Origin of the sequence: Halomonas tibetensis (genome assembly GCF_042643535.1) — a bacterium.
GTDB classification, from domain to species: domain Bacteria; phylum Pseudomonadota; class Gammaproteobacteria; order Pseudomonadales; family Halomonadaceae; genus Halomonas; species Halomonas tibetensis.
Window position 1 is genome coordinate 1 of sequence record NZ_JBHRSQ010000004.1, and the last position, 16,427, is coordinate 16,427.

At 66.1% G+C, this 16,427-nt stretch carries 16 protein-coding genes; 8 read left to right on the forward strand and 8 right to left on the reverse strand.

Annotation, left to right across the window (positions count from 1 at the left end; translation table 11 throughout):
• From pyk to pgi, 3 genes are all read left to right on the forward strand, one after another.
• Positions 1-1,106 (forward strand): pyruvate kinase (pyk, locus tag ACFODV_RS00205; protein WP_379752835.1); only part of this gene is annotated, 1,106 nt, incomplete at its 5' end.
• A 4-nt stretch (positions 1,107-1,110) separates the two neighbouring features.
• On the forward strand, positions 1,111-1,590 hold the full coding sequence (locus ACFODV_RS00210) for a methylglyoxal synthase (RefSeq protein WP_379752838.1): 480 nt from the start codon (positions 1,111-1,113) through the stop codon (positions 1,588-1,590).
• Positions 1,591-1,630: 40 nt separating this feature from the next.
• Entirely contained in the window at positions 1,631-3,301 is a 1,671-nt protein-coding gene (gene pgi, locus ACFODV_RS00215) for a glucose-6-phosphate isomerase (RefSeq protein WP_379752841.1), read from the forward strand.
• 164 nt (positions 3,302-3,465) lie between these two features.
• Here pgi and ACFODV_RS00220 read toward each other — a convergent pair whose 3' ends face one another.
• Genes ACFODV_RS00220 through zwf form a run of 3 tightly spaced genes read right to left on the reverse strand, consistent with a single transcriptional unit; the run spans position 3,466 to position 6,336 of the window.
• Positions 3,466-4,140 (reverse strand): bifunctional 4-hydroxy-2-oxoglutarate aldolase/2-dehydro-3-deoxy-phosphogluconate aldolase, encoded by a 675-nt coding sequence (locus ACFODV_RS00220; RefSeq protein ID WP_379752844.1) that lies wholly within the window; start codon positions 4,138-4,140, stop codon positions 3,466-3,468.
• 18 nt (positions 4,141-4,158) lie between these two features.
• Positions 4,159-4,827, reverse strand: coding sequence for a 6-phosphogluconolactonase (pgl, locus tag ACFODV_RS00225; RefSeq protein ID WP_379752847.1), 669 nt, complete (start codon positions 4,825-4,827; stop codon positions 4,159-4,161).
• Between the two features lie 12 nt (positions 4,828-4,839).
• Positions 4,840-6,336, reverse strand: a complete 1,497-nt coding sequence (gene zwf / locus ACFODV_RS00230) for a glucose-6-phosphate dehydrogenase (RefSeq protein ID WP_379752850.1) — start codon at positions 6,334-6,336, stop codon at positions 4,840-4,842.
• A gap of 228 nt (positions 6,337-6,564) precedes the next feature.
• Between zwf and ACFODV_RS00235 the strand changes: the two genes are divergently transcribed.
• From ACFODV_RS00235 to ACFODV_RS00250, 4 genes are all read left to right on the forward strand, one after another.
• A complete protein-coding gene (locus ACFODV_RS00235; protein WP_379752853.1) occupies positions 6,565-7,428 on the forward strand; it encodes a MurR/RpiR family transcriptional regulator in 864 nt (287 codons plus the stop codon).
• 75 nt (positions 7,429-7,503) lie between these two features.
• Positions 7,504-8,361 (forward strand): putative selenate ABC transporter substrate-binding protein, encoded by an 858-nt coding sequence (locus tag ACFODV_RS00240; RefSeq protein ID WP_379752856.1) that lies wholly within the window; start codon positions 7,504-7,506, stop codon positions 8,359-8,361.
• Positions 8,362-8,372: 11 nt separating this feature from the next.
• Complete coding sequence (locus tag ACFODV_RS00245; RefSeq protein WP_379752859.1) at positions 8,373-9,176, forward strand: ATP-binding cassette domain-containing protein; 804 nt, start codon at positions 8,373-8,375, stop codon at positions 9,174-9,176.
• On the forward strand, positions 9,173-10,696 hold the full coding sequence (locus ACFODV_RS00250) for a PhnE/PtxC family ABC transporter permease (RefSeq protein WP_379752862.1): 1,524 nt from the start codon (positions 9,173-9,175) through the stop codon (positions 10,694-10,696). Before ACFODV_RS00245 ends, ACFODV_RS00250 begins: the two co-directional genes overlap by 4 nt.
• A gap of 9 nt (positions 10,697-10,705) precedes the next feature.
• On the opposite strand, the gene ACFODV_RS00255 is transcribed toward ACFODV_RS00250, so the two are convergent.
• Complete coding sequence (locus ACFODV_RS00255; protein ID WP_379752865.1) at positions 10,706-11,080, reverse strand: RidA family protein; 375 nt, start codon at positions 11,078-11,080, stop codon at positions 10,706-10,708.
• A gap of 121 nt (positions 11,081-11,201) precedes the next feature.
• Between ACFODV_RS00255 and ACFODV_RS00260 the strand changes: the two genes are divergently transcribed.
• On the forward strand, positions 11,202-12,395 hold the full coding sequence (locus ACFODV_RS00260) for an MFS transporter (protein ID WP_379752869.1): 1,194 nt from the start codon (positions 11,202-11,204) through the stop codon (positions 12,393-12,395).
• 70 nt (positions 12,396-12,465) lie between these two features.
• Here ACFODV_RS00260 and ACFODV_RS00265 read toward each other — a convergent pair whose 3' ends face one another.
• The 4 genes from ACFODV_RS00265 to ACFODV_RS00280 form a co-directional block, all read right to left on the reverse strand.
• Positions 12,466-13,320 (reverse strand): universal stress protein, encoded by an 855-nt coding sequence (locus ACFODV_RS00265; RefSeq protein WP_379752872.1) that lies wholly within the window; start codon positions 13,318-13,320, stop codon positions 12,466-12,468.
• Positions 13,321-13,401: 81 nt separating this feature from the next.
• The gene (locus ACFODV_RS00270) at positions 13,402-15,492 is read right to left on the reverse strand and encodes a HelD family protein (protein ID WP_379752875.1); all 2,091 of its coding nucleotides are present in this window, start codon (positions 15,490-15,492) and stop codon (positions 13,402-13,404) included.
• A gap of 1 nt (position 15,493) precedes the next feature.
• A complete protein-coding gene (locus ACFODV_RS00275) occupies positions 15,494-15,835 on the reverse strand; it encodes a TraR/DksA family transcriptional regulator (RefSeq protein WP_379752878.1) in 342 nt (113 codons plus the stop codon).
• Between the two features lie 174 nt (positions 15,836-16,009).
• Positions 16,010-16,357 carry a putative quinol monooxygenase gene (locus tag ACFODV_RS00280; RefSeq protein WP_379752881.1) on the reverse strand — a complete coding sequence of 116 codons (348 nt, stop codon included), beginning with the start codon at positions 16,355-16,357 and terminating at the stop codon, positions 16,010-16,012.
• Positions 16,358-16,427 lie beyond the last annotated feature (70 nt).

A 16,427-nucleotide genomic window follows, 5' to 3' on the forward strand; every position in this document is an offset into this window, starting at 1 on the left:
ACTATCAGCAGCTGATCGACGACGTCGCCCCGGGCGATCGCCTGCTGCTCGACGACGGCCGGGTGGTGCTCGATGTCACCGCTATCCGGGGCCGCGAGATCCACACCACCGTGGTGGTGGGCGGCAAGCTCTCTAACAACAAGGGCATCAACAAGCAGGGCGGCGGCCTCTCGGCGCCGGCGCTCACCGACAAGGACCGCGCGGATCTCACCACCGCCGTCGAGATCGGCGTCGACTACCTGGCGGTGTCGTTTCCGCGCTGCGCCGCCGACATGCAGGAGGCCCGCGCGCTGCTTGGCGAGGCCGGGGCCGAGATCGGCCTGGTGGCCAAGTTGGAGCGCGCCGAGGCGGTGGCCGATGAGGCCACCCTGGACGGCATCATCGAGGCCTGCGAGGCGGTCATGGTGGCCCGCGGCGATCTCGGCGTTGAGATCGGCGATGCCAAGCTGATCGGCATGCAGAAGCGCATCATCAAGCGCGCCCGCACGCTGAACCGCGCGGTGATCACCGCCACGCAGATGATGGAGTCGATGATCGAGTCGCCGCTGCCCACCCGGGCCGAGGTGTTCGACGTGGCCAACGCGGTGCTCGACGGCACCGACGCGGTGATGCTCTCCGCCGAGACCGCCGCCGGCGACTTCCCGGTGGAGACCATCGAGGCCATGGACCGGGTCTGCCTGGGCGCCGAGCGCGAGAAGATCGCCCAGGAGTCCGGCCACCGCATCCACGAGGGCTTCTCGCGGATCGACGAGACCATCGCGCTCTCCGCCATGTACGCCGCCAACCACCTGTCGGGCGTGGCCGCTATCGCCTGCATGACCTCCACCGGCTACACGCCGCTGATCGCCTCGCGCATCCGCTCGGGGCTGCCCATTGTCGGCCTGGCCCACAGCGCCATCGCCCAGCGGCGCATGGCGCTCTACCGCGGGGTGGTCTCGCTGCCCTTCGACACCCGCGACATGACCCCGCTCGAACTCAACGAGCGGGCACTGTCGCTGCTGGTGGAGAAGGGTATCGCCGCCGCCGGCGACCATGTGATCCTGACCCGCGGCGACCACATGAACGCCCACGGCGGCACCAACACACTGAAAATCCTGGAGGCATAACAACATGAATGTAATCCGCCCCCGCCAGACGGTGACTCGCATCTTGCCGGCGCGCAAACGCATCGCCCTGATCGCCCACGACGGAAAGAAGGAGGAATTGCTGGCGTGGGCCGGTCGCTGGAAGGAGACTCTGGCCCGACATGCGCTCACCGGTACCGGCACCACGGCCGGGCGCGTGGCCAGCGCGCTGGAGCTGCCCGTGCGAGGAGTGATGAGCGGCCCCCTGGGCGGCGACCAGCAGATCGGCGCGCTGATCACCGAGCAGGAACTCGACCTGCTGATCTTCTTCTGGGACCCCTTCGCCCCGCAGCCCCATGACCCCGATGTCAAGGCGCTCCTGCGCCTGGCGGCGCTGTGGAACGTGCCGGTGGCCTGCAACGCCGCAAGCGCCGACTTCATGGTGAGCTCGCCATGGCTCGATGAGGCCTATGAAATGACCATTCCCGATGCCAGCGCCTGGGTCTCCGACCGCACCGCCGACTGACACGCTTAACCCCCACCGACTCCAGGAGGCGAGGCTTCCGATGTTTCAGCTGACCCGCAGCGTGACCTGGCAGGCCCTCAAGCGCCTGCATGATCAGACCGTCAATGAACGCATCCGCGACTACTTCACCGCCGACCCGCAGCGCTTCGAGAAGATGAGCCTGCGGGTGGGCGGCCTGTTCCTCGACTACTCCAAGCACCAGGTCTCCGACGCGGTACTCGACAAGCTGATCGAACTCGCCAATCACTCCGCGCTGGTACAGCGCCGCGCCCAGATGTTCTCGGGCGACATCATCAACGTCACCGAGAACCGCCCGGTACTGCACACCGCCCTGCGCAACCTCGGCGAGGGACCGCTGATGGTCGACGGCCAGGACGTGATGCCGGAGATTCAGCGCACCCGCGAGCAGATCCGGCAGTTCTCCGAGGCAGTGCGCAGCGGCGAGTGGCAGGGCTACAGCGGCGAGCGCATCAAGGACGTGGTCAACATCGGCATCGGCGGGTCGGACCTGGGACCGAACATGGCCAGCCGAGCCCTGCTCAAGTACCGCCATTCGGAGCTGAAATTCCACTTCGTTTCCAACGTCGATGGCACCCACATCCAGAAGGTGCTCAGCCGTCTCAACCCGGCCACCACCCTGTTCATCGTTTCCACCAAGACCTTCTCGACCCAGGAAACCCTGCTCAACGCCCATACCGCTCGGCGATGGTTCCTGGAGAACGCCGGCCCGGACGCCGACGTGGGGGCCCACTTCGTTGCCGCTTCTACCAACAAGAAGGCGGCCATGGCGTTCGGCATCCGAGAGGAGAACGTCTTCGAGTTCTGGGCCTGGGTCGGCGGGCGCTACTCCATGTGGTCGTCGATCGGCCTGCCCATCGCACTCTCCGTCGGCTTTGAAGGCTTCATGGCGATGCTGGAGGGGGCCTACGAAATGGACCAGCACTTTCTCCAGGCCCCCTTCCGCGAGAACATGCCGGTACTGATGGCGCTGATCGGGATCTGGTACATCAACTTCGTCGGTGCCGAAACCCAGGCCATCGTGCCCTACGACCAGGCCCTGCATCAGCTGCCGGCCTTTCTGCAGCAGCTCGACATGGAGTCCAACGGCAAGTCAGTGGACATCTTCGGCCACCCGGTGGACTACAAGACCGGCCCTATCGTCTGGGGCCAGACAGGCTCCAACGGCCAGCACGCCTTCTTCCAGCTGCTCCACCAGGGCACCCGCTATGTACCCATCGACTTCATCGCCTCGCTGAAGCCGGAGCCCGGCGTCGAAGAGCACCACTTCGCCCTGCTCACCAACATGCTGGCCCAGGCCAACGCCTTCATGGAGGGCAGCCAGAGCGGCAGCCGGCTGGACCCCTACAGCTGCCCCGGCAATCGCCCCTCAAGCGTGCTGCTGCTCGACGAGCTGACGCCGAGGAACCTCGGCGCGCTGATCGCGCTTTACGAGCACAAGGTGTTCGTCCAGGGGGTGATCTGGAACATCAACTCCTTCGACCAGTGGGGTGTGCAGCTGGGCAAGCAGATCGCCGGCGAGATCAGCGAGCGGATCGACGAACAGAGCCAGGACTTCGACGCGTCTACCCAGGGCCTGCTGGCGCTAGTGCGCGGTCACTTCACGACCGAAGCAACGGCCGGGGCAACGGTCGACGCCGCCGGGCCTGCCGAGCGCTCCCGGGGCAAGGGCGGCAAGCCGACAGGGCGCTGAGTCAGGCGCTGAGGCAGACGTGCAGCGGAAGGGCCGGTGAAAACCGGCCCTTCCTGGTGGTTACTGCTCGTTACGGGGGCAAGAAACCCGGCCACAGGGGCCGGAAAGAGAAGGCAGCGACAGGCTGTCGAGCGAGCACAGGGTGACCGAAACAGGCAGACCGGTCAGTGGTGGAAGCGCTGCGCCGCCTCGCGAGCCAGATGGCGGATTCCGTCCCAGTCTTCGGCCTCCACCAGGGAGTTGGGCGTCAGCCATGAACCGCCCACGCACATGACGTTCTTGAGCGCCAGATAGTCCTCGGCATTATCGAGATTGATGCCACCGGTGGGGCAGAAGCGCGCCTCAGCGATGGGGCCGGCGAAGGCCTTGAGCGCCTTGACGCCGCCGCTGGCCTCGGCGGGGAAGAACTTGAAGCGGCGGTAGCCATACTGCCAGCCGGTCATCAGCTCGGAGACGGTGGCTATGCCGGGCAGCATCGGCACCGGACTGGTCACGCCGTAACGATAGAGCGCCTCGGTGGTCCCCGGGGTGACCACAAAATCGGCGCCGGCCTGCTCAGCCTGTCGGTACTGGGCCGGCGTCAGCACGGTGCCCACCCCGATACTGGCCTGGGGCAGCGCCGCCTTGATGCGGCGGACCGCTTCCAGAGCGCAGTCGGTGCGCAGGGTCACCTCCAGCACGCTAAGGCCCCCTTCCACCAGAGCCGCGGCCAGGGGAACGGCGTCTTCGACGCGCTGGATGGCCAGCACCGGGATCACCTCGGCCTTCAGGCAGATGCTGTCGAGTTCGGTGGTCCGGGTGGACGGCAGCTGCTTTTCGATGCTCTTGTCGAAGGTCATTGATGTCTCTCCATGGGATCAGGGCGCCCAGTAAACGGCCAAGGGGCAGGCAAGGAAGGCGCGTATCGGCAGCTCGCGGCTGTCGTCACCGGCCAGCGCCCTCGCCAGCACGTTGCGCTTGTCGCCGCCGGTGATATGCAGAAAGTGGCGGTGGGCCCTGTGCAGACGGTCGGCGCTCAGGGTCAGCCGCGGCTGAGGTTGACTCGCGGCACGCACCGCCACCGCCGGTTCGCCGGTGGAAAGCGCCAGCGACAATTCATGGCTGTCGGGAAACAACGAAGCGGTATGGCCATCGCCACCCATGCCCAACACCACCGCGCTGGCCGGCCAGGCCAGGCCGGCGATGCGCTGGACCAACGCCTCGACGCCCTGCTCCGGGGTGACGTCGCGGGTGGTCAGGGGCACAAAGGTCGCCTCGGCCGCGGGCCCCTGCAGCAGATGCTCGCGCACCAGCCGGGCGTTGCTGTCGGCATGGTCTTCCGGCACCCAGCGCTCATCGGCCAGGGTCACCTCGACCCGCGACCAGGGCAGCGTGCAGAGAGACAGCGCACGAAAAAAGGGCAACGGCGTGGTGCCACCCGACACCACCAGCAAGGCACGCGCCTGCCGGGTCAGATCCTGTCGCAGCGCCTCGGCGACTGCCTCGGCCAGCTGGGTGGCCAGCCGTTCTCGGCAAAGCTCGCTCATCGTTGGGAATCCTCAATAGTCTTCATACCAGCTGCGGCCGTCCTGGGTGATCATCGCAATGGAGGCCACGGGGCCCCAGGAGCCCGCCGGATAGCGCCGCGGCGGCTCGTCGCGATCGGCCCAGGCGGCGATCAGGTTGTCGCACCACTGCCAGGCGTGTTCGACTTCGTCGCGGCGCACGAAGAGATACTGCTGCCCTTTCATCACTTCGAGCAACAGACGCTCATAGGCATCGGGAATCCGCGACTTGGGGAAGGCGCTGTTGAAATCCAGGTGCAGCGGGCCGCGTCGCAGGCGCATGCCCTTGTCCAGGCCGCTGTCCTTGGTCAGCACCTCCAGGGCAATGCCCTCCTCCGGCTGCAGGCGGATCACCAGCTTGTTGGCTGCCAGGCCGCGCTGGTCCGGGTCGAAGATATAGTGGGGCTGCTGTCGGAAGTGGATGATGATCTGTGAAAGCTTCTCTGGCATGCGCTTGCCGGTGCGCAGGTAAAAAGGCACGCCGGCCCAGCGCCAGTTCTCCACACCGGTCTTCATCGCCACAAAGGACTCGGTATGGCTCTCGGTGTTGGCGCCCTCTTCCTCGAGATAGCCGGGCACGCCCTTGCCGTCGATGCTGCCGGCGATGTATTGCCCGCGCACCACATCGCGTCCCAGCATGTCCTCGGAAAAAGGCCGAAGCGCCTTCAGCACCTTGACCTTCTCGTCGCGGATGGCGTCGGCGTCGAGATTGGCCGGCGGGTCCATGGCAATCAGGCAGACCAGCTGCAGCAGGTGGTTCTGCACCATGTCGCGCAGTTGGCCGGCATCGTCAAAATAGCCCCAGCGCCCTTCAATGCCAACCTGCTCGGCCACGGTGATCTCCACATGGGAGATGTGGTTCTGGTTCCATTGGGTGCCGAAGAGCGGGTTGGCGAAACGCAGCGCGATCAGGTTCTGCACCGTCTCTTTCCCCAGATAGTGGTCGATGCGATAGATGCGTGACTCGGGGAAGACGGCGCCGATGGCATCGTTGATTTGCGCCGACGACGCCAGGTCATGGCCGATCGGCTTTTCGACCACCACCCGGCTCTGATCGTCCAGGCTACCGCTTGCCTCAAGGTTCTGACAGATGTCGCCGTAGATCTTCGCTGCCACCGACAGGTAGACCACCATGGGACGCTCCCGTCCCGCCTTACGCCATTCATGGATCGCCGCATAGCCCTCGGCGCAGGTAAAATCGAGGTGGCGATAATCGAGTCGCGCCAGGAAGCGCGTCAGCGCCTGGCGATCGAGTTCCTCGGCCTTGACATGGGTTGTGAGCGTCTGCTCGACGCGGGCTTTGAAGGCGTCGAGGTCAAGCGCCTGACGCGCTAGACCCATCAGGCGCGTACTGGGGTCGAGCAGCCCCTCGCGGTCAAGGTGGAACAGCGCCGGAAAGAGCTTGCGCTGCGCGAGGTCGCCAAGGGCGCCGAACAGGGCCAGGTCGATATCGGTCCTGACCGCCTGACTGGACCGGCTGGAGTGACTCATGCTCGACCCTCTTTTCGTTGGATTACCAAAAAAATACCCAAAGCAACGCAAAAAAGCAATCTAATAAAGTAAACTTACATAATAATTTGCCGCTTTACGCGGACAATTGGCCGCGGTCGCTCTCCGCACGCTAAGATAATCAGCATAATGTAGTTAAATCACTACATCACCTGTTCAGGCGTCATTCTGCGGCCTCACGCCGCCCATCACGGAGAACCCCAACGCGCCATGGCCCGTCATGACCTAATCGATCGCATGCGTCAGCGCCTCGAGGAGCTCAACCGCTCCGAGCGCAAGGTTGCCGATGTCATCCTCGCCGATCCGGCTGCCGCCACCGGCATGAGCATCGCCACCCTGGCACAGGCCGCCTCGGTGAGCGAGCCTACCGTCAATCGCTTCTGTCGCAGCTTCGAGGCCAAGGGCTACCCGGACTTCAAGATCAAGCTGGCCCAGAGCCTGGCCGGCGGCACCCCCTATGTCAGTCAGGCGGTGGAGCCCGACGATACGGCCGCCGATTACACCGAGAAAATCTTCGGCGCCACCATCGCCGCACTGGACAACGCACGCCGTCAAACCGACCCGGTGCGCATCGAGCGAGTGGTGGACTACCTGATCCAGGCCAGGCAGGTGCACTTCTTCGGACTGGGCGCCTCAGGCGCCGTGGCCCAGGACGCCCAGCACAAGTTTTTCCGCTTCAACCTGCCGGTCACCGCCTATGTGGACGTGCTGATGCAGCGCATGGTGGCCGCGAGCTGCCACACCGGCGATGTGGTGGTGGTGCTCTCCTGGACCGGCCGCACCCGGGAGCTGGTGGATATCGCCCGCCTGGCCCGGGAAAGCGGTGCCGTGGTGCTGGGCATCACCGCGCCCGACTCGCCGCTCGCCAAGGAGTGTACCGAGACCCTGGAGGTGGCCACGCCCGAGGACACCGACTACTACATGCCGATGACCTCGCGGATGATCCAGCTGGCGCTCATCGACGTGCTGGCGACCGGCGTGACGCTGCGCCGCGGCGAGGACTTCCTCGGGCATCTCAAGAAGATCAAGGATAGCCTTAAGGATACCCGCTACCCTGCCACCAGGCGGGACTGAGTGCCTCCGCAGGCTTGCCAGACACCTACCCAGCGACAACAATAGCGGCCCGATTCCCGTTACCGGAGCCGCCACATGCGCCACATTGCCCTTGTCGCCGCCGCAGTCGTCCTGTTCACCCAGGGCGCGGCCGCCGAGACCTTCCGCTTCACCGCCATTCCCGACGAGGACCAGGCGCGCCTGGTGGAGCGCTTCGGCCAGGTCGCCGACTACCTGGCGGAGCGTCTCGGCGTCGAGGTGGAGTACGTGCCGGTGAAATCCTACAGCGCCGCCGTGACCGCCTTTCGCAACGACCAGGTCCAGCTTGCCTGGTTCGGCGGCCTCTCGGGCGTGCAGGCACGACGCCTGGTACCGGGCTCCCTGGCCCTGGCCCAGGGCAGCGAGGACGATGCCTTCAAGAGCTACTTCATTGCTCATGCGTCCAGCGGCCTGACGCTGACCGACGAGCTACCCGACGAGCTCGAGGGGATGAGCCTGACCTTCGGTTCGCGCACGTCGACCTCCGGGCGGCTGATGCCTGAGCACTTCTTCCGCCAGCGCTTCGACAACGTCGACCCCGGAGACTTCTTCTCCCGTGTCGGCTACTCGGGCGACCACTCCCGCACCATCGCCCTGGTGGAAGCAGGCACCTGGGACATCGGCGCGGTGAACTACACCGTATGGGAAGCCGCGGTGGCCGATGGGCGCGTGGATACCGACAAGGTCTCGGTGATCTGGGCCACCCCGCCCTACCCCGACTACAACTGGACCCTGCGCGGCGATGCCGACGAGCGCTTCGGCGAGGGCTTCACCAACCGGGTGCAGGCCGCCTTCCTGGAGATGGACGACCCCGATCTGCTGGCCAGCTTTCCCCGGGAAGCCTTCATCCCCGCCGACAACGCCCTCTACGCGCCCATCGGGGAAGTGGCCGAGGATCTCGGTCTGCTGCGCTGAGGGCTGACGTCATGGAGAGCGAGCCATATCACTCCCGGATCGGCCAAGCCCTGGTCACCTTCGCAGGCGAGGACCTTGGCTACGGCAGCCAATCCGGCCGAAAGGCACGGCTCGACAGCGTGGTACTGCCCCGGCTGACGCTGACCCTGCACGCCGGTGAACGAGTGGCGTTGCTGGGCCAGAGCGGCTCGGGGAAATCGACCCTGCTCGTCGAACTGCGTGCACGCCTCGCTCACCAAGCTGCCTGGTGCCCCCAGCACCACGGGCTGGTACCGGCACTTGCCGTCTACCACAACATCTTCATGGGGCGGCTACCTGAGCACTCGATGCTGGCGGGCCTGTGGAATCTGGTACGCCCCCTGGCCCGCCCCTGGCGGGAAGTGGGCGAGCTGTGCGCGCTGCTCGGCCTGGAGGGGCTCGAGAGGCGCCCGGTCGGCCAGCTCTCGGGCGGCCAGCGCCAGCGGGTGGCCATCGGCCGCGCGCTCTACCAGGGCCGCACTCTCTTTCTCGGCGATGAACCGGTGGCCAGCGTCGACCCCCACCAGGCACTGCGCCTTCTGGCGCTGATCGATGAGCGCCACACCACCTCGGTGGTCGCCCTGCACCAGCGCGAACTTGCACTCACCCACTTCGATCGGGTGTGGGGTCTACGTGACGGCCGTCTGGTGATCGATGCGCCGGCGTATGAGCTGACGCTGGCCGACCTCGATAGTCTCTATCCGGATGCCGAGGCGCCCGCCTCTTCTCCCGGCGAGGAAGCCCCCGCGGTCATGCCGGGCCCGGAGGCCCTGCCCTGCTCTCGGGGCCGCCCGTGAGCACCGCGCACTCGCACCAGCACGGTCACGGTCGCCACTGGTGGCTGGGGCACACGCCAGGGCTGAGACTGGCCCGCCACACCCTGGCGCTGGTGGCGCTGGCCGTGGTGCTTGCCCCCTTCGCGGATCTTGCCATTCACACCCGAGACCCCTGGACGGAACTGGGTCGCATGGCCATGGGCATGGCCTGGCCCGCCTGGGGCTCGCTGGAGTCACCGCTCACCGCCATCGGGCTGACCGTGGCGGTGGCGATCTGGGGAACACTGGCCGGTGTGGTGCTGGGCTTTCCGCTGGCGCTGCTGTTCGCCCACTCGCGGCTGGTGCGGGCCGGCTGCGCCTTCGTGCGGGCCATCCACGAGCTGTTCTGGGCCCTGCTGTTTCTGCAGGTGTTCGGGCTGTCGGCACTGACCGCGCTGGCCGCGCTGGCGATTCCCTATGCCGGCATCTTCGCCAAGGTCTATGCGGAGATCCTCGAGCAGACACCCCGCGCGCCACGCGATGCCCTGCCACCGGGCACCGGGCGCCTCATGCGCTTCGTCTATGCCGAGCTGCCGCTGGTCTGGTCGCAGCTTCTGGCCTATACCCGCTACCGCTTCGAGTGCGCCCTGCGCGCCAGCGTGCTGCTGGGCTTCGTGGGGCTGCCGACGCTGGGCTTCCACCTGGAAACCACCTTCCGGGAGGGGCGCTACCACGAGGCGGGCGCGCTGATGTGGCTCTTCTACCTGCTGATCGCCAGTCTTCCCTGGTGGAGCCACCGCCGGCTGATTCCGGTGCTGCTGATCGGGGGCGTCTGGCTGCTGGGGCCCTGGCCCAGCGTGGATGGTGCCCTGGTGTGGCGCTTCGTGTCGGAGGATATCTGGCCGGCGGCGCTGCTGGCCGGCGACTGGGCGGGACTGGCCGAATGGTTCGCGCGCATACCGGACCTGGGCCCCGCCATCGGGAACACCCTCATGCTGGGGCTGCTGGGCAGCGTGGGGGCGCTGCTGGTGGCCATGGTGCTGTGGCCCCTGGCCTGCCGCCATTTCGGCAACCGCGGCACCCGCCTGGCCGGGCACGGCCTGCTGATTTTCCTGCGCTCCACCCCGGAACTGATGCTGGCGTTTCTCTTCCTGCTCCTGCTGGGGCCTTCGCTGCTGCCGGCCTGGCTGGCGCTGGCGCTGCACAACGGGGCGCTGATCGCCTTCCTGGTGGCGCGCCATGCCGATGCCCTGACGCCCGGCATGCCGGGGCTTTCCGGCTCAAGCCGCCTGGCCTACGAGCTGCTGCCGCGACTCTACCCGGGAATGCTGGCGCTGCTCTACTACCGCGCAGAAGTCATCCTTCGCGAGACGGCGATCCTGGGGATGCTGGGGGTGGCCACGCTGGGCTTCTACATCGAGGAGGGCTTCGACTACCTGATGTTCGACGTGGCCTTCTTCCTGCTGCTGATCACGGCACTGCTCAACATCGCCGTGGACGCGCTGTCGCGGCGATGGCGGCCGCGGGAGGGGGTCGTCATGGACGACCCCTGTGCGCGCTAGGGCCCCATTTCAGAAGCTGTATTCGCCGTTCACCACCGCGGCGGTGACGGTAATCTCGACCCGCAGCTCGTCGGCGGGCAGCGGTGCGCAGACGCAGGTGCGCGCCGGGGCGTGGCCAGTGGGTATCCAGGCGTCCCATACCGCGTTCATGTCGGCGACGTCGTGGCCGTCCTTCAGGTAGAGGGTCGCGGTGAGCAGGTGCTCCCGGCCCGAACCGATGTCGGCCAGCAAGGCATCGACGCGCGACAGCATGCTCTGGGTCTGTTCGGTGATATCGCCGTGGCGCGCCTCGGGGCCGGGCACCTGGCCGCACAGGTAGGCAATGCCGTTGTGAATGACGGCACGGCTCATGCGCGCCTTGGTGTCGTGACGAACGATAGTCATGGGCAATCTCGCAGCGTTAGAGGTTGGATAAAAAGAAGGGTAGAGAGACGATCATGAAAAACACGAGGGAAAGTATCGCCGCATCACCGCGCGAGGTCGATGCCTGGAGGCCACTGCACCCATGAGCTACGCCATTCTGCTGCGCCACCATCGAGGCCTTGTTGGCATCGCCTTCCTGGCGATGTTCACCTCGAGCCTGGGCCAGAGCTTCTTCATCGGCCTGTTCCAGGCGCCGATCAGCGAGCATCTGGGGCTCTCTGCCGGGCAGTTCGGCGCCGCCTACGCCACGGTGACCCTGGTGTCGGGTTTCGCCGTGCTGCGTCTGGGCCCCAGCATCGACTGGGTGGCCCCGCGCCGCTTTGCGCTGCTGGTGATCGCCGCGCTGCTTGTCGGTATCCTGCTGCTGACCGCTGCGCCCTGGTGGGGACTGGGGCTGCTCGGGCTCGGCCTGGTGCGCTTCTGCGGCCAGGGGATGATGACTCACCTGGGCAACACCCTGGCGGGTCGCGAATTTACCGCCTTGCGCGGCCGTGCCCTCGGGCTGGTGGGAATCGGGGTCATGCTTGGCGAGACGGTGCTACCGCCGCTGATGGCCACGCTGCTGGTGTGGCTGGGCTGGCGAGAGCTGTGGTGGCTATTTGTGGCCTTTCTTGCACTGCTCTGGGTGCCGCTCCTGCTGTTCGCTCCGTGGCCATCTGCGCCCGGCCAGCGCCCCCGCAAGGGAGAGCGTCGCGACGGCCCACGCCCGTTCCGCGAGGCACGCTTCTGGCGACTGCTGCCCCTGTTGATGGTGCTACCGATCACCATGACCGGGCTCTTTATCTATCAGGCACAGATGACCGCCGACCTCGGCTCCACGCTGGGTGTCTATGCCATGGCGCTGGCCGGCATGGGCATCGCCAAGCTACCCGGGGCCCTCTTCGGCGGGCGCTGGGTGGACACCCTGGGTCCCATCCGCCTGGCGCGGCTCTATCTACTGCCCTACGCGCTGGCCCTGGTGTTGGCGATCTCTGTGGGAGGCGACCTTGGCGTCTGGGCACTGATGGTGGGGGGCGGCTTGGCTATCGGGGCCCAGGAGCCCATTGCCACCAGCATCCTGGTACGCATCTGGGGCGTCGAGCATCTCGGCACGGTACGCGCCACCCTGAGCGCGGCCATGGTCTTCTCCACCGGCCTGGCGCCCGCGGTGCTGGGAATCGCCCTGGATCTCGGCGCCGGCTTCACCGCGATCCTCGCCGGCATGCTGGCCTTTCTGATGCTGAGTTGGTGGCTGGCTCAGGGCCTGCTCGGCAGGCTAAAGACGCAGGGCGGATAAACGACAACGCCCCGGGCTCCCTTGATCAGTTCAGGGGCACCGGGGCGTCGTGGGCCGGGGATCGCCGCGATCAGCGCAGAAGCAGCACAGGCACCTTCGCCTTGCGCAGCATCTCGGTGGTGGTGCTGCCCACCAGCAGGTGGCGAATACGGGAGTGGCCGTAGGCGCCCATCACCAGCAGGTCAATGCCCTGCTGCTCCTGGTAGCCGCGCAGTGTCGCCTCCACCTCACCGGCGCGGATGGCACCTTCGGCCTCATGGCCGGCATCGCGCAGGGTCTTCAACGCCCAGTCGAGCTGGGAACGGTTATCGCCCGTCTCGGCGCCGACGATCACCACGTGCACCGGGATGCCATCGAACAGCGGGCTCTTCGCCAGCATCTCCACGCCCTTGCGAGTGGTCTTGCTGCCGTCGAAGGCGAGCATCACCGTCTTCGGGGCCTGGAAGGCGTCCGGTACCATCAGGATCGGCCGGTGCAGGGTGCGCACCACCCGCTCTAGGTTGGAGCCCAGGTGACCGCTGTCCTGGTGGGCCGTCTCGCCGCGCTTGCCAATGACCAGCAGACGAATCTCTTCCTGAAGCTCCTCCAGGGTCTCCACCAGGGTGCCATTGCGCTGGCGGGTGCCCGGTTCGGCAATCCTCACCTCGATAGCCCGCTCCTTGGCGGCCTTGAGCGTCAGCCGGCCCTGCTCCTGGGCCACCTTGGCGCGCTGCTCATCAAGCTGGGAGAGCTCCTCGAGCAGGTGCTCCCGCGAGCCCAGGCCGATATTGCCGGAGAGATCGGCCTCGACGGTCTGAGGATGGTTATCCACCACGTGCAGGAAGGTCAGCGGCGCGCCGAGGGCCTGGCTGGCCCAGGCGGCGGAGTCGCACACCCCTTCCGAGAACTTCGAGCCGTCGATGGCGGCCATCACCTGTTCGGTCATCGTGTCACTTCCTGGCTGGCGTATGTCGTTATCTGTCCTGACGTTTCTACCCCATCACCGGTGCCTTGCATAGGACGTGGATCATCGTAACGACGATTCGTCCAGGAAGGAGGTCAGGGGACCGGCATGGGTCAGCGCCAGCCGGTGCATGGCCCGAGTGCAGGCCACATAGAGCAGGTTGCGCTCCATGTCGGTAGCGTAGTTGCCGGCCGTGACCTCGGGCACGATGACCCGGTCGAACTCCAGGCCCTTGGCCATATGGGCGGTACAGACGACGATGCCCTGACCGAAGGCGGCGCTCTTCTCGCCTAGTATCTGAAGCCGCCGGAACTCACCGTGCTCACCACCCTCCAGAGCCTCGAAGATCCGCTTCGCCTGCTTCTGGGTCTTGCAGACGATGCCAAGAGTATTGTGCTCGGAGGTCGTGAATTCGCGGGCCAGCTCGCCGATGGTGGCAAGCTCCGTCTTGCGGGTGCGGGCGCGGATCACCGCGGGCTCCTCACCTTGTCGTTCGATCGCCTCAAGGTCGGGGTTGGGTGAGATACGCTGGGCGAAGCGGGTAATCTGGATGCTCGAGCGATAGCTCTTGTTGAGGGTCACGCAGGAGGACTGGCGCAGCACCCGGCGAATATCTTCCACCCCGGAGGCGCTGTGGGGATTCACCGACTGGAAGGCGTCGCCGAGGATGGTCTTCTTGCAGGCGAAGAGCCGACCGATCACCGCGTACTGGACCGGGGTGTAGTCCTGCATCTCGTCGACCAGCAGATGCTTGACGTCTCGCCAGCGCGAGCGCACGCCTTCCAGGCGCATCTTCAGGTAGATCAGAGGGAAGACGTCGGCGTACTCGAGCCGCCCCCTGGAGGCGGTCCTGAAGAGCTCGGGCCGCTCCAGCCAGTCATAGAAGCCCTTGTAGGTCTCGCGCAAGGTGGTCTGCCGCAGCATCGTCTTCACGGCGGCCTTGAGCGCCTTGCGCTCCTCCGGCATCAGGTCGTAGTTGTACTGGTTGCCGATCTTGCGTTCGATCTCCCAGCTCACCTGCCCGAGCCGTTCATTGGTGGGCAGGTTCCGGTGCTTGCGGAACACCTCCTCGAGCAGCCAGGCGGGTACCAGCCGCCGGGCGATCCACAGGTCCTCGGCGGCGAAGCGCTTGGCCTCCACGTGGCCCGCGTAGCGATCGAGTTCGGCCAGGAACGCCGGCGAGGCCTTGAAGCGCAGCCGCGCCTTCATCGCCTCGTCGTTCTTCTCCAGCAGCGAGGCGGTCTGCTCGAAGAAACTCTCGAAGCGGTACTGGCCGTCGAGCAGCTCATCGGCCAGCTCTTCCATGCCCACCTGGTTGACCGTCTCCTCCCCGAGTTCCGGAAGCACGTTGGCGATGTAGTCGGAAAACACCCGGTTGGGCGAGATGATCAGGATGTCCTCGGAGCGCAGGCTGTCCTTGAAGCGATAGAGCAGATAGGCGATGCGGTGCAGGGCGATGGAGGTCTTGCCGGAACCCGCCACCCCCTGGATCACCAGCACCTGGGACTCATCGTCGCGGATGATGGCGTTCTGGTCCCGCTGGATGGTGGCAACGATGTTCTTCATGCCTTCGTCGGAGGCGCGGCCGAGCTCATCCTGGAGCACCTCATCGACCACGTGCACCGCGCTCTCGATCATCAGCTCGATCTCGCCGCCCTTGATGCGGAACTGGCGTTTCAGGGTGACCTCTCCGGCCACCGTGCCCTCGGGGCTCTCGTAGGTGGCCGGGCCGGTCTCGACGTCGTAGAACAGCGAGGCGATGGGCGCCCGCCAGTCATGCACCCGGATGACCCTGGCGAGGTCGTCATGGAAATGGTGGACGCCGATATAGACCGGTTCGGCCTTGCCGCCGCGGGCGAAATCGAAGCGCCCGAAGTAGGGGGAGTGGCGGAGCTTGTCGAGCTTCTGGCGACGGGCCAGGGCATTGTCGCCGGACATGACGGACTGCTCGATCGACTCCCGCGCCGCGATCTTCTCGATATGGTCCATCTCGTCGCGGTTCGACCAGAGGTACTCCTTCTGCGACTGTATTTCCTGGGCATAGGCCTTCAGCCGCTGGTCCAGCTCGTCCAGGTTGGCCTCGATGCGCTCCAGGGTGTGGTCGAGATGGCGGCGCTCGGCCGCCCGGTCAATGGCAACGTCTTTCTGGCTCATGTCACTCCGCGCAGTCGATGCATTTGAGCACGGTCGGATCCCCCTGCAATCGTTTGGCGGAAATCCACTCGCCGCACTCGATGCACTCCCCGAACTCCTCACGGCCGATCCGGGCCAGCGCCGCCTCGATACGACGGAGCAACAGCTGACGGCGATCCTCCCCGGCCTTGGCCATGGCTTGGCCCTGAAGGGCATCCATGCGCGACAGACGCCCCACCGACTGCTGATCCAGCATGACAGTGGCGCGACTCTCCTTGCTCTGGAGGCTGTCGTCGATCAGCACAGCCCTGGTGTCCTCCAGTTGGCGGATGATGGCCTGGATGTCGAGTTCCGGATGGTTCATCGCTTGCCCTCCTCGTTCAGTGGCCCAAATGCCGGCGACACGGCCGATCGCCGCGCCAACGACCGAGGGAACCAACATAGCCCCATCGCTCAACGGTGTGTAGCGATGGCAGCTTCTAGATGCCGCTGGCACCCTGTGGGACTGGCTTGACTCGGGCTCCGGAGAGCGATGGGCTCACTGCCGGGGCGCATCGTAATCGAGGGGTTCATCGGTATAGACGCAGACGTTGGCGTCCTCGATGTCGCCGTTCGACGATTCGACTTGGTGGGCGAAGAACTCCCTGATCTCGCGACGGTTGCAGTGCGCCTCGAAGAGTTCGCGGCTGGCCCAGATCTCATGGAAGACAATCGGGTAGCTGGTGCCCCGGGCGTTGGGGTGATCGATATGGCGGGTCACGGTGTAATGCAGGCAGCCATCCTCGCGATGGGCGTTGGGCTCGAGCGTCTGCAGGGCCTTGAAGACGGCCTCTTCACGACCGGGCCTGGGTTTGAAGCTGGCGATGCAGTAGATCTTGCTGGACATGATGCCCTCCAGGGATTAGGCACTCGGCAAAACGGCGTGCGGCGCCATGAGCGAGGCGGAGTGTCATAAC